General features: G+C 57.3%; 8 protein-coding genes. All 8 read left to right on the top strand.

The genetic code is table 11. The features are described from left to right. Positions 1 to 33: 33 nt before the first annotated feature. The 8 genes from NWV12_RS17760 to recD all read left to right on the top strand — a co-directional run bounded on the left by NWV12_RS17760 (position 34) and on the right by recD (position 13506). Positions 34 to 498 carry a prepilin peptidase-dependent protein gene (locus tag NWV12_RS17760; RefSeq protein WP_048979875.1) on the top strand — a complete coding sequence of 155 codons (465 nt, stop codon included), beginning with the start codon at positions 34 to 36 and terminating at the stop codon, positions 496 to 498. Next, positions 489 to 1049 carry a prepilin peptidase-dependent protein gene (locus NWV12_RS17755; RefSeq protein ID WP_048979865.1) on the top strand — a complete coding sequence of 187 codons (561 nt, stop codon included), beginning with the start codon at positions 489 to 491 and terminating at the stop codon, positions 1047 to 1049. Before NWV12_RS17760 ends, NWV12_RS17755 begins: the two co-directional genes overlap by 10 nt. After that, on the top strand, positions 1046 to 1447 hold the full coding sequence (locus NWV12_RS17750; RefSeq protein ID WP_048979866.1) for a DUF2509 family protein: 402 nt from the start codon (positions 1046 to 1048) through the stop codon (positions 1445 to 1447). Before NWV12_RS17755 ends, NWV12_RS17750 begins: the two co-directional genes overlap by 4 nt. Beyond that, complete coding sequence (locus NWV12_RS17745) at positions 1432 to 1755, top strand: prepilin-type N-terminal cleavage/methylation domain-containing protein (RefSeq protein WP_023309042.1); 324 nt, start codon at positions 1432 to 1434, stop codon at positions 1753 to 1755. Before NWV12_RS17750 ends, NWV12_RS17745 begins: the two co-directional genes overlap by 16 nt. A 12-nt stretch (positions 1756 to 1767) precedes the next feature. Then, positions 1768 to 5142, top strand: a complete 3375-nt coding sequence (gene recC, locus NWV12_RS17740; protein ID WP_048979867.1) for an exodeoxyribonuclease V subunit gamma — start codon at positions 1768 to 1770, stop codon at positions 5140 to 5142. A 140-nt stretch (positions 5143 to 5282) separates the two neighbouring features. After that, positions 5283 to 8150 (top strand): pitrilysin, encoded by a 2868-nt coding sequence (gene ptrA, locus NWV12_RS17735; protein WP_048979868.1) that lies wholly within the window; start codon positions 5283 to 5285, stop codon positions 8148 to 8150. After that, entirely contained in the window at positions 8147 to 11689 is a 3543-nt protein-coding gene (recB, locus tag NWV12_RS17730) for an exodeoxyribonuclease V subunit beta (RefSeq protein WP_048979870.1), read from the top strand. The genes ptrA and recB overlap by 4 nt, the downstream gene beginning before the upstream one ends. After that, positions 11686 to 13506 carry an exodeoxyribonuclease V subunit alpha gene (gene recD / locus NWV12_RS17725; protein ID WP_048983607.1) on the top strand — a complete coding sequence of 607 codons (1821 nt, stop codon included), beginning with the start codon at positions 11686 to 11688 and terminating at the stop codon, positions 13504 to 13506. The genes recB and recD overlap by 4 nt, the downstream gene beginning before the upstream one ends. Position 13507: the final 1 nt, after the last annotated feature.

Below are 13507 nucleotides of genomic sequence, written 5' to 3'. Positions count from 1 at the left end.
GTCATGTTCACCGCGCTTCGCCACACTCCCGATATGAAAAAAGAGAACGGTTTTACGCTTATCGAAACGCTGGTCGCGATTTCGCTTGTCGTTATCCTCAGCGCCTCAGGTCTTTACGGCTGGGACAGCTGGCAGCGGCAGCAGCGGCTGTGGCAAACCGCCAGTCAGGTACGAGATTACCTGCTGTTTCTGCGCAATCATGCCAACCGCTACAACCGCGACCATCAAATTACCCATCAGCGGATGGGAGGCATGGATTGTCTGCTGAGCTCTGCCGCGCAAGGCTGTGAGAAGGGCAATCCCTTTGTGCTGATACCACTCTGGCCTGAGGTCGCGATCGGCGAGGTAACGCCGTCGCTCGCGTTCTATGGATTAAAGGATACGGCATGGGCAGGGCGGATACGCGTTCAAAGTCGTGCAGGAGAATGGCTGATTATTGTCTCAAATGGAGGACGCATCAGGATGTGTAAGGTCTCTGCGGGAGGTTCATGTCGATGAAGCAGCGAGGTTTCTCACTGACTGAAGTTCTGATTGCCACGGCGATTAGCAGCCTCCTGCTGATAAGCGCATCGCGTTTTTTACCCGGCTTGCAGCGTGCGGTCTTAGCGCAATCCGGCCAGAGACAACTGGAGGAAGAGGTCTGGCACCACCTGTTCGCCCTGGGCAAACAGCTCCAGCGTGCGGGGTACTGCGCGGGAAACTGTCAGGGACAGGCGCTGGTGACAGCCAGGCAAGGAAGTTGCGTCATTGTGCGGTGGGATGCCAACAGTAACGGCAGCTGGGATAACAGCGCATCAGAAAATGACAGCACCGGTTTTCGACTGGAGTCTGGTGCGCTTGAAACCCAGCGTGGAGCGACCTCATGTGAAGGAAAAGGATGGGAAAAGCTCACGGACCCGGACAGGCTTACTATCGCGCATTTTGTGGTGAGGACAGTGGAACATGCCGGTTTTGCGCCAGAGGTGAATATCGAACTGGCGGCGATTCGTAAAGGCGAGAAGGGGGAGCCCTGGCAGGCGTTGTATACGGTCACGGGGTACAACCTGTGAATCGTCAACGCGGCATGTCTTCGCTGGCGATGGTTCTGCTTTTACTGGTGCTCGGTACCCTGATCCTCACCGGTCTCTATCAGCAGCTCACAACGTTTAGCGCGCTCGTCGGCGGTGAGAGCCGTTCGCTTCAGCAGCAGGCGACGGTGCAGTCCGCGCTTGAGTGGGGACGAGTTCAGAGCTGGTCGTCAGAGCCACAGGTTCAGTGCAAGAAGACTCCTGCGTGGCGAGCGTGTTTGCGCCAGCTGAGTGGGGCGCGTGTGCTGCTGATTGCCGGAGACAGCGACCTGCTGCTCTGGCGCTCAGGAGAGATTGTCGACGGGAACGTTCGCTTTTCGCCTCACGGCTGGAGTGATTTTTGTCCCCTTAAGGAGAGCGCGTTATGCCAGCTGCCGTGAACAGAGAAAAAGGGTTTAGCATGGTTGAGGTACTGCTGGCGATGATGCTGCTGGTGATCGTCGTGACGGCTTTGTCCGGTTATCATCGGGCGTTGGCGGCTCGGTTTACCCTGTTTAACCAGTATCGACAGCTCTGGCATCATGCCTGGAATCAGTCTCAGCTCTCAACAAATGTTCTCCCGGCTGGCTGGCAGGCCAGTCGGGGGCAGACAACGCACGCAGGATGTGTCAGCATCACGGTCACACTTATTTCTCCTCTGGGGCGGCGCGGTGAGATAACGCGCCTGCATTGCCCGGTTAGCCAGTAGTCGGGAGCGTCTATGTTAAGGGTCTACCACTCAAATCGTCTGGATGTGCTGGAAGCGCTGATGGAATTTATCGTTGAGCGCGAGCGGCTTGACGATCCTTTTGAGCCTGAAATGGTGCTGGTGCAGAGCACCGGTATGGCACAGTGGCTGCAAATGTCGCTTTCCCGTAAATTTGGCATAGCCGCAAATATTGATTTCCCGCTGCCCGCGAGCTTTATCTGGGAGATGTTTGTGCGCGTGTTGCCGGACATCCCGGAGCAGAGCGCCTTCAACAAGCAAGGCATGAGCTGGAAGCTCATGGCGCTGCTGCCGGAAATGCTGCAGCACGATGAATTCGCCATGCTGCGCCACTACCTCAATGATGATACCGATAAGCGCAAGCTGTTCCAGCTGGCGTCGCGCACCGCCGATCTCTACGATCAATACCTTGTTTACCGTTCTGACTGGTTAATTCGTTGGGAAGCGGGCGAGTTGGTTGAAGGGCTACCGGAGGCGCAAATATGGCAGGCACCGCTGTGGAAAGCGCTGGTAGAGCATACGGAGAAACTTGGGCAGCCTAAGTGGCACCGTGCCAACCTGTACGATCGGTTTATCTCCATACTCGAGAATGCGTCGGAGCGCCCGGCCCGACTGCCGTCACGCGTTTTTATCTGCGGGATATCCGCATTACCGCCTGTTTATCTGAAGGCGTTGAACGCGCTGGGTAAACATATTGATATTCATATTTTGTTCACCAACCCTTGCCGACAGTATTGGGGGGATATCCTCGACGAACGTTGGCTTGCGCGGCTGGTGACTCGCCAACGAAAGCGCCTTTTTGAAGAACGTTCCGTCCCGCTGTTTAAAGACGGCTCGACTGCCGGGCAGCTTTTTGATGAAGACGGTATCCAGAACCTGCCCAATCCACTGCTTGCCTCGTGGGGGAAGCTGGGGCGTGACTACATTCACATGCTTTCAGACATCACTTCATCAGGCGAAGGTGACGTGGATGCCTTTGTCGATATTGCCCCGGATAGCCTGCTGCATCATATTCAGCTGGATATCCTCGATCTGGAAAACCGTGCCGTGATGGGCGTGACGGCGAAAGAATTCGAACGCAGCGACAGCAAGCGCAAGCTGGATGCTGACGATCGCAGCATCACGATCCATGTTTGCCATAGCCCTCAGCGTGAGGTCGAAGTGCTTCACGACCAGTTGCTGGCGATGCTACATGACGATCCCGAACTGACGCCACGCGATATTGTGGTGATGGTGGCGGATATCGACAGCTACAGTCCCTTCATTCAGGCCGTTTTTGGCAGTGCGACGGGCGAGCGATATCTGCCTTACGCTATCTCTGACCGTCGTGCCCGTCAGTCGCATCCGGCACTGCAGGCCTTTATCACTCTGCTTTCACTGCCGGATAGCCGCTTTATCTCCGAAGATGTCCTGGCGTTACTGGATGTTCCCGTGCTGGCTGCACGCTTCAACATCAATGAAGAGGGGCTGCGCTACCTTCGCCAGTGGGTGAATGAATCTGGCGTACGCTGGGGGATCGATGACGATAACGTTCAGGAGTTCGAACTTCCTCCAACCGGGCAGCACACGTGGCGTTTTGGCCTGACGCGTATGCTGCTGGGCTACGCCATGGAGAGCAGCCAGGGCGAGTGGAATGAGGTGCTGCCTTACGATGAGTCCAGCGGGTTAATTGCTGAACTGGTGGGGCATTTAGCGTCACTCCTGATGCAGCTTAACCGCTGGCGACACGAACTGATGCAGCCGCGTCCGCTTGAAGCGTGGCTCCCGGTTTGCAGGGCATTGCTTAATGATTTCTTCCTGCCAGACAGTGACACCGAAGCGGCAATGGCACTGATTGAAACGCAGTGGCAGGCGATCGTCGATGAAGGCGTGAATTCCCACTATCAGGATGCAATCCCACTGTCGCTGTTGAGGGATGAGCTAACGCAGCGGCTTGACCAGGAGCGAATCAGCCAGCGTTTCCTGGCAGGCCCCATCAATATCTGCACCCTGATGCCAATGCGTTCTATCCCGTTTAAAGTGGTCTGTCTGCTTGGCATGAACGACGGCGTTTATCCGCGCGCGCTGGCGCCGCTGGGGTTCGATTTGATGAGCGCAAATCCAAAGCGGGGCGACCGTAGCCGCCGCGATGATGACCGCTACCTCTTCCTTGAGGCGCTCATTTCCGCCCAGAGTAAGCTCTATATTAGCTATATCGGCCGTTCCATTCAGGACAACAGCGAGCGTTTTCCCTCCGTTCTGGTGCAGGAGCTGGTGGACTATATCGGCCAGAGTCACTATCTGACGGGGGATGAAGAGCGCAACTGCGATGAAAGCGAGATGAGGGTGAAAGCCCATATCACCTGTTTCCACAGCCGCATGCCGTTTGACCCGGTGAACTACACGCCCAGCGAGCGCCAGAGCTATGCGCAGGAGTGGCTACCGGCGGCGAAAAAGGAGGGGAGTGCGCATACCGATTTCATTCAGGAGCTTGACCCGCGCCCTGTCGATACCCTGACCTTCGAACAGCTTCAGCGGTTTTGGGCGCATCCGGTGCGCGCCTTCTTCCAGCAGCGATTGCAGGTCAACTTCCGTTCTGAAGAGAGTGAAATTCCTGATGCAGAGCCTTTTACGCTGGAAGGGCTGGAGCGCTACCAGTTAAACCTGCAGCTGTTGAATGCGCTGGTTGAAGAGGAAGATGCGGACAAACTTTACCGCCGCTACCGTGCTGCAGGACAGCTGCCCTATGGGGCGTTCGGAGAAATTGTGTGGGAGGCGCAGTGTCAGGAGATGACCGCCCTGGCAGAGCGCGTAAGAGCGTGCCGACAGCCAGGGAAAAGCATTGAAATCGATCTCAACTGCAATGGTGTACAGCTTACGGGCTGGTTAACCCAGGTTCAGCCGGACGGGCTGCTGCGCTGGCGGCCTTCTATACTGAGCGTTTCACAGGGTTTGCAACTCTGGCTGGAACATCTTGTCTACAGTGCGGATGGTCATAAAGGTGAAAGTCGGATTTTCGTGCGCAAAGAGGGCGAATGGCGCTTCCCGCCGATGGAGTCTGAGCAGGCGTTACGGTATCTGTCTTTGTACATTGAGGGCTACCGTCAGGGAATGAACAAACCGCTCCTGCTGTTGCCGGAAAGTGGCGGGGCCTGGATAAAAGCCTGTTATGACGCACAGAATGATGCGATGTTAACGGATGAGGCGTCACTGCAGAAAGCGCGCAGTAAATTTATGCAGGCCTACGAAGGAAACATGATGGTGCGGGGCGAAGGTGAAGATGTCTGGTATCAGCGCTTATGGCGAACGCTTGAGCCAGAGTACTTTGAGGCCATCACGGAAGAGGCGCAGCGCTACCTGCTGCCGTTGTTTAAATTTAATCAGTCCTGAGCGCTGTATAAAAATTGCGCAGTGTGGGGTGTTCAATTATGATGCACTTCTTATCACGGACTGATGTACCCAATAAAGAGATGTTGGCGTGTCCAGCACGCAATGTATTAATGATGTAGCCGTGATAAAGAGGTAGCACCTTGTTTAAAGCGTTTGTTTTGTTTTTCGCCCTCTGGGTACCTGTCACTCAGGCAGACTCCGGTTGGCAACCCGTTCAGGAAACTATTCGTAAAAGCGAAAAAGATACCCGTCAATATCAGGCTATTCGTCTTGATAACGGCATGACCGTGCTGCTGGTTTCCGATCCGCAGGCGGTGAAGTCCCTCTCGGCATTAGTGGTGCCGGTTGGATCGCTGGAAGATCCTGACGCGCATCCTGGGCTTGCACACTATCTGGAACATATGACGCTGATGGGGTCAAAAAAATACCCGCAGCCGGATAGCCTGTCCGAATTTTTGAAAATGCATGGCGGGAGCCACAATGCCAGTACGGCACCGTACCGCACGGCCTTTTATCTTGAAGTCGAAAATGATGCGCTGGAAGGCGCGGTCGATCGCCTTGCTGATTCCATCGCCGCCCCCCTGCTGGATAAAAAATATGCCGACCGTGAACGCAATGCCGTCAATGCTGAGTTGACCCTTGCCCGCACGCGAGACGGTATGCGCATGGCCCAGGTCAGCGCCGAAACCATCAACCCTGCGCACCCGGGTTCGCGCTTCTCCGGCGGTAACCTTGAGACGTTAAGCGACAAACCGAACAGCCCGGTGCTTGATGCCCTGCACGCGTTTCGCGATAAATACTACTCCGCCAACCTGATGAAAGCGGTCATCTACAGCAATAAACCGTTGCCAGAACTGGCAGGCATGGCGGCTAAAACGTTTGGCCGGGTGCCGAATAAAAATATCGACCTGCCGCAGATAGACGTACCGGTGGTCACGGATGCGCAAAAGGGCATCGTGATCCACTACGTGCCTGCGCTGCCGCGCAAAGTGCTGCGCGTGGAATTCCGCATCGATAACAACACCGCACAGTTTCGCAGTAAAACCGATGAGCTGGTGACCTATCTGATAGGTAACCGTAGCCCGGGTACGCTTTCTGACTGGCTGCAAAAACAGGGGCTGGTGGAAGGTATTCGCGCCGACTCCGATCCGGTTGTGAACGGCAATAGCGGCGTGCTGGCGATCTCCGCCACCCTGACCGACAAGGGCCTGGCAAACCGTGACGAAGTGGTGGCGGCGATCTTCAGCTACCTCTCTTTACTGCGTGAGAAAGGCGTCGATAAGCGCTACTTTGATGAGCTCGCCCACGTGCTGGATCTCGATTTCCGTTACCCGTCCATTACCCGCGATATGGATTACGTTGAGTGGCTGGCGGATACCATGATCCGCGTGCCGGTGGAACACACCCTCGATGCGGTCAATATTGCCGACCGCTATGATGCCGATGCGGTAAAAGCCCGCCTGGCGATGATGACGCCGGAGAATGCCCGCATCTGGTACATCAGCCCGAACGAACCGCATAACAAGACGGCGTATTTTGTCGATGCTCCTTATCAGGTGGACAAAATCAGCGCGCAGACCTTCGCCGACTGGCAGAAGAAGGCCGGGGAGATTGCGTTGAAGCTGCCGGAGCTGAACCCCTATATTCCGGATGACTTCTCGCTGACCAAAACGACTAAAGATTACCCGCACCCGGCGCTCATCGTTGATGAACCGACGCTGCGCGTGGTGTACACCCCCAGCCGCTACTTCGCAAGCGAGCCAAAGGCCGATGTCAGCGTGGTGCTGCGTAACCCGAAAGCGATGAACAGCGCTAAAAATCAGGTGATGTTCGCGCTCAATGACTATCTCGCCGGGATTGCGCTCGATCAGCTCAGCAACCAGGCGGCCGTGGGCGGGATCAGCTTCTCCACCAACGCCAACAACGGTTTGATGCTCAATGCAAACGGCTATACCCAGCGTTTGCCTCAGCTATTCCAGGCACTGCTGGAGGGCTATTTCAGCTATACGCCAACGGAAGAGCAGCTTGAACAGGCTAAATCGTGGTATGCGCAGATGATGGATTCTGCGGAGAAGGGCAAAGCTTACGATATGGCGCTTATGCCGGCGCAAATGCTGTCGCAAGTTCCTTATTTCCAGCGAGAGGATCGCCGCGCGCTGTTGCCTTCGATCACCTTAAAAGACGTGCTGGTTTACCGTGATGCGCTGAAAACCAACACGCGTCCGGAGTTCCTGATCGTCGGCAACATGAGTGAGGATCAGGCCAAAACCCTGGCAGAGAATGTACGCACTCAGCTCGGTTCGAAAGGCGACGAGTGGTGCCGCAACCAGGACGTGCTGGTTGAGAAAATACAGAATGTGATTTTTGAAAAGGCGGGTAACAGCACGGATTCCGCGCTGGCCGCGGTATTTGTGCCAACGGGCTACGATGAATTCGCCAGCTCAGCGCAGAGTGCCGTACTGGGGCAAATTATTCAGCCGTGGTTCTACAACCAGTTACGCACAGAGGAGCAGCTTGGCTACGCGGTGTTTGCCTTCTCCATGAACGTAGGCCGACAGTGGGGGCTGGGTTTCCTGCTGCAAAGCAGCGATAAACAGCCGGCGTATCTCTGGAAGCGTTACCAGGCCTTCTTCCCGCAGGTGGAAGCGAAACTGCGCGCCATGAAGCCGGAAGAGTTTGCGCAGATCCAGCAGGCCGTCATCGCACAGGTGATGCAGCCGCCGCAGACGCTGGGTGAAGAAGCCTCGCAGCTGAGCAAAGATTTCGATCGCGGTAATCTGAAATTTGATTCGCGTGATAAAGTAGTGGCCGAGATAAAACAGCTGACGCCGCAGAAGGTTGCCGACTTCTTCCATCAGGCGGTCATTAAGCCGCAGGGAATCACCATCCTGTCTCAGGTTTCCGGTAGCCAGAACGGGAAAACGGAGTACGTGAACCCGAAAGGCTGGAAAGTCTGGAAGAGCGTCAGCGCGCTGCAGCAATCTATGCCCTGGAGTAAGAAAGAATGACCGATACCGCTGAGTCCCTTGATCCCTTACGTTTACCTCTGCAGGGTGAACGATTGATTGAAGCCTCAGCGGGAACGGGAAAAACCTTCACCATTGCCGCTCTGTACCTGCGTCTGCTGCTGGGGCTTGGCGGCAACGCCGCTTTTCCACGTCCTTTGAGCGTGGAGGAACTGCTGGTGGTGACCTTCACCGAGGCTGCCACCGCTGAGCTGCGGGGCCGTATTCGCAGCAATATCCACGAGCTGCGCATCGCCTGTCTGCGTCAGAGCACGGATAACCCTCTCTACGCGAGCCTTCTGGAAGAAATTGCCGATAAGCAACAGGCAGCCCAGTGGCTATTGCTCGCTGAACGGCAGATGGATGAAGCGTCCGTCTTCACCATTCACGGTTTTTGCCAGCGTATGCTGAGCCTGAATGCGTTTGAATCCGGCATGCTGTTTGAACAGCAGCTTATTGAAGATGAATCCGTGCTTCGCTATCAGGCCTGCGCGGATTTCTGGCGTCGCCACTGCTACCCGTTACAGCGCGATATCGCCGAAGCGGTACATGCGCTGTGGAAGGGCCCGGAGGCGCTGCTGCGCGCTATCGATCGTTATCTGCAGGGTGAAGCACCGGTCATCAAATCCCCGCCGCCTGCGGATGAAACCCTGGCCTCACGCCATGAAAAAATCATCGCGAGAATTGCCGATATCAAGCAAAAATGGATTGAGTCCGTTGGCGAGATTGACGCAATCATCGAAAATTCCGGGATTGATCGACGCAAGTTTAACCGCGGCAATCAGGGGAAATGGATCGACAAGATCAGCGCCTGGGCGCAGGAAGAGACGCGAGGCTACCAGCTCCCGGATGCGCTGGAGAAATTCTCCCAACGTTTCCTGGCTGAGCGGACCAAAGCCGACGGTATTGTGCCTGAGCATCCTCTGTTTGTGGCGATTGAAACCCTGCTGGCTGAGCCCTTAACGCTCAACGATCTGATTATTACCCGCGCCATGACGGAAATTCGCGACGCCGTCGCGCGTGAGAAACGCCGCCGGGGTGAACTGGGGTTTGACGATATGCTGAGCCGCCTCGATGCGGCGCTGTGCAGTGAAAATGGCGAAGTGCTTGCCGCCGCGATCCGCACCCGCTTCCCGGTGGCGATGATTGACGAATTTCAGGATACCGACCCTCAGCAATACCGCATTTTCCGCCGTATCTGGCGCCAGCAGCCCGGCACCGCGCTGTTGTTAATCGGCGATCCGAAACAGGCCATTTATGCCTTCCGCGGTGCGGATATTTTCACCTACATGAAAGCCCGCAGCGAGGTTGACGCGCACTATACGCTCGACACCAACTGGCGCTCCTCTCCCGGCATGGTGGAAAGCGTCAACGCGCTCTTCAGCCGCATGGATACGGCGTTTATGTTCCGGGAGATCCCGTTTCAGCCGGTAAAGTTCGCCGAGAAAAATGCCTCGTTGCGCTTTGAGTTCAACGGCGAGACGCAGCCCGCCATGAACTTCTGGCTACTGGACGGGGAAGGCTGCGGCGTTGCCGACTATCAAAATGCCATGGCCCAGTACTGTGCCGCGCAAATCCGCGACTGGCTCAGTGCGGGCGCGCACGGTAAAGCGCTGCTGTGGAAGGGGGATAAACCAACCCCGGTAAAGGCATCCGATATCACGGTGCTGGTGCGCAGCCGTCAGGAGGCCGCGCTCATCCGCGACGCCCTGACGTTACTGAATATTCCCTCCGTCTATCTCTCAAACCGCGACAGCGTCTTTGAAACGCTGGAAGCGCAGGAGATGCTATGGCTGCTGCAGGCCGTGCTGGCCCCGGAGCGGGAAAGCACGCTGCGTAGCGCATTAGCGAGCGCGATGCTCGGGCTGAACGCGCGGGATATTGATGCGCTCAACAATGACGAAGCCGCGTGGGATGCCGTAGTAGAAGAGTTTGTTCACTACCGCGAAAAATGGCAGAAGCGTGGAGTCATGGCGATGGTGCGTGAGCTCATGGCGCAGCGCCACATTGCGGAGAATATGCTGGCGACAGCAGGCGGCGAGCGCCGTTTGACCGATATTTTACATATCAGCGAACTGCTGCAGGAAGCCGGTACGCAGCTGGAGAGCGAACACGCCCTGGTACGCTGGCTGGCGCAGCAGATTGCCGATCCGAACAGTAATTCGTCCAGCCAGCAGATGCGACTAGAGAGTGATAAACATCTGGTGCAGATCGTCACCATTCACAAGTCGAAAGGCCTGGAATATCCGCTGGTCTGGCTGCCCTTTATCGCCAATTATCGCGTGCAGGATCAGGCCTTTTACCACGATCGCGAGTCTTTTGAGGCGGTGCTCGATCTCAGCAACGCGGAGTCCAGCGTTGAGCTGGCCGAAGCCGAGCGTCTGGCGGAAGACCTGCGCCTGCTTTACGTGGCGCTGACCCGTTCGGTCTGGCACTGTAGCCTGGGCGTTGCGCCGCTGTTCCGTCGCCGTGGCGAAAAGAGCGGGGAGAGTGATTTTCATCTGAGCGCGCTGGGGCGGCTTATTCAGCACGGCGAACCCAAAGATGCGGTGGGCCTGCGCCAGTGCATCGAATCGCTTTGCACGGAGCATGTTGCCCTGCATATTCCGTCGCAGCCCGACAACAGCCGCTGGCAGATGCCGGATCTGCGTGAGTCAGATCTCCATGCCCGCCAGGTTGTGCGTAACATTGCCGACGACTGGCGCGTCACCAGCTACTCCGGTTTACAGCAGCACGGGCAGAGTATTGCGCAGGATCTGATGCCAAAACTGGACGTGGACGCCGCAGGAGCCGGTAGCGTACCCGCTGAGCCGGTGCTCACGCCGCACCAGTTCCCGCGCGGTGCCTCGCCGGGCACGTTTTTGCACAGCCTGTTTGAAGAGCTGGATTTTACCCAGCCGGTATCCGAAGAGTGGGTGCTGAAAATGTTACAGAGTGGCGGCTACGACGCGCAGTGGCAGCCGGTTCTCACCGACTGGATCCGCGCGGTACTGCACGCGCCGCTCACGACGCAGGGGATCTCGCTGAACCAGTTGACTGCCAAAGACAAGCAGGTGGAGATGGAGTTTTATCTCCCCATCGCCAGCCCGCTCAGGGCCGAGGCGCTTGATGCGCTGATCCGCGAGTACGATCCGTTATCCGCCGGGTGCCCGCCGCTGAACTTCCGCCAGGTGCAGGGGATGCTCAAAGGCTTTATCGACCTGGTTTTCCGCCACGAAGGGCGCTACTACCTGCTCGATTACAAATCAAACTGGCTGGGTGAAAGCAGCGAAGCCTACACCCAGGACGCGATGGCCTCGGCAATGCAAATGCATCGCTACGATCTGCAGTACCAGCTTTACACCCTTGCGCTGCACCGTTACCTGCGCCATCGCATGGCCGATTACCGCTACGAAGATCATTTTGGTGGCGTCATTTACCTGTTCCTGCGCGGAGTGGATGCTAACGACCCGCGTTCCGGCGTCTTTAGCACGCGTCCGGCTGCGGAACTGATTGAAAAAATGGATAACCTGTTTGCTGCAAGCACGGAGGAGGTGGCATGACGATGCAGGCGCTACTGCTGGACGCGGTTGAACAACGGTTACTGCGTCACCTGGATGTGCAGTTCGCCATGATGGTGGCAGGCGAGGAGCCTGCCGTCATGCTGGCCGCAGCCATTCTGAGCAAAGACGCGGGGGAAGGGCACGTATGTCTGCCGCTGTCGCGTCTGGCGGTGGATGAGAAAATGCCTCCGGCTTTACAGGCGTGTTTCGCGCTGCTGGGTGACGAAGTGGACTGGCAGGGGATATTACTCGGCTCGCCTGCCGTGAGCGGAGCCGATACCGGGACGCCGATGATCCTTGTCGGCGAGCGTTTGTATCTTAACCGGCTGTGGCGTAACGAACTGACGGTAGCGCGCTTCTTCAGCGAGACCAACGCCCCGCTTCCCTGCGATGAAGCGCAGCTCCGGCAAACGCTGGATACGCTGTTTACCTCTGACGACGCGACAGACTGGCAAAAAGTGGCGGCAGCCGTGGCCTTAACGCGACGGATCTCGGTGATTTCTGGTGGCCCGGGCACCGGGAAAACGACCACTGTGGCAAAACTGCTTGCCGCGCTGATTCAGCTATCGGGTGAGCAAAAGTGCCGTATTCGCCTGGCGGCCCCCACCGGTAAAGCGGCGGCACGTCTGACGGAGTCGTTAGGCGGCGCGCTGCAAAAACTGCCGCTAACCGGGGATCAGCTTGCGCTTTTCCCCAATGAGGCGAGCACGCTGCACCGTTTGCTTGGCGCACAGCCGGGTAGCCAGCGTCTGCGCTATCATGCCGGTAACCCACTGCACCTTGACGTGCTGGTCGTGGATGAAGCGTCGATGATTGACCTGACGATGATGTCGCGTTTGATCGATGCGCTGCCGCCGCACGCGCGCGTCATTTTCCTCGGCGACCGCGACCAGCTTGCCTCCGTAGAGGCGGGAGCCGTATTGGGGGATATCTGCACCTATGCCAGCCTGGGATATACCGCGGAACGCGCGCAGGAGTTAGCCCGTCTCACCGGATGTTCGCTCACGTCTGAAAACCATTCGCTTGCAGGGGCGCTGCGCGACAGCCTGTGTCTGCTGCAAAAAAGCTACCGTTTCGGCAGCGACTCCGGCATCGGCCAGCTTGCGGCGGCGGTGAACCGGGGCGACCGGCGCACCACCACAGCGGTATTTGACGGTACCTTTACGGATATTGAGAAAAAATCGCTGCAAAACGGGGAAGAGTATCAGGCGATGCTGGACGATGCCCAGCAGGGGTACCAGCACTTTCTGACGGGCGTACAACAGCAAAGTACGCCGGAGCAGGTCATTGCCGCGTTTGGCGAATACCAGCTGCTATGTGCGCTGAGGGAAGGCCCCTTTGGCGTCCGGGGTTTGAACGACAGGCTGGAACAGCTGCTGGCGCAAAAACGCAAAATTAACCGCACCCTGCACTCGCGCTGGTATGAAGGGCGACCGGTGATGATCTCCCGCAACGACAGCGCGCTGGGGTTGTTTAACGGGGATATCGGGATTGCGCTCGACTGCGGTCAGGGCCTGCGCGTCTGGTTCCAGATGCCGGACGGGAGCGTGAAGTCCTTCCAGCCCAGCCGTTTGCCCGAGCATGAAACCGCCTGGGCGATGACGGTGCATAAATCCCAGGGCTCCGAGTTTAACCATGCGGCGCTGATCCTGCCCACGCAGCTTTCACCCGTCGTTACCCGCGAGCTGATCTATACCGCCATTACGCGCGCGCGTCAGCGTCTTTCGCTCTATACCGATGAGCGGGTGCTGGTGCAGGCGATCGCCACCCGAACGGAACGCCGAAGCGGGCTGGGCGCGATATTTGAGTCCCTCTGAA

Source organism: Enterobacter sp. Crenshaw (assembly GCF_024734705.1).
Classification (GTDB): Bacteria; Pseudomonadota; Gammaproteobacteria; order Enterobacterales; family Enterobacteriaceae; genus Enterobacter; species Enterobacter asburiae_B.
Note: the sequence above shows the minus strand (reverse complement) of the source record. Positions and strands in the feature narration are given on the sequence as shown.

Coding starts and splice junctions, on each gene's coding strand:
- NWV12_RS17760 (WP_048979875.1), top strand. CDS start 34: ATGAAAAAAGAGAACGGTTTTACGCTTATCGAAACGCTGGTCGCGATT.
- recD (WP_048983607.1), top strand. CDS start 11,686: ATGACGATGCAGGCGCTACTGCTGGACGCGGTTGAACAACGGTTACTG.
- recB (WP_048979870.1), top strand. CDS start 8,147: ATGACCGATACCGCTGAGTCCCTTGATCCCTTACGTTTACCTCTGCAG.
- NWV12_RS17745 (WP_023309042.1), top strand. CDS start 1,432: ATGCCAGCTGCCGTGAACAGAGAAAAAGGGTTTAGCATGGTTGAGGTA.
- NWV12_RS17755 (WP_048979865.1), top strand. CDS start 489: ATGTCGATGAAGCAGCGAGGTTTCTCACTGACTGAAGTTCTGATTGCC.
- recC (WP_048979867.1), top strand. CDS start 1,768: ATGTTAAGGGTCTACCACTCAAATCGTCTGGATGTGCTGGAAGCGCTG.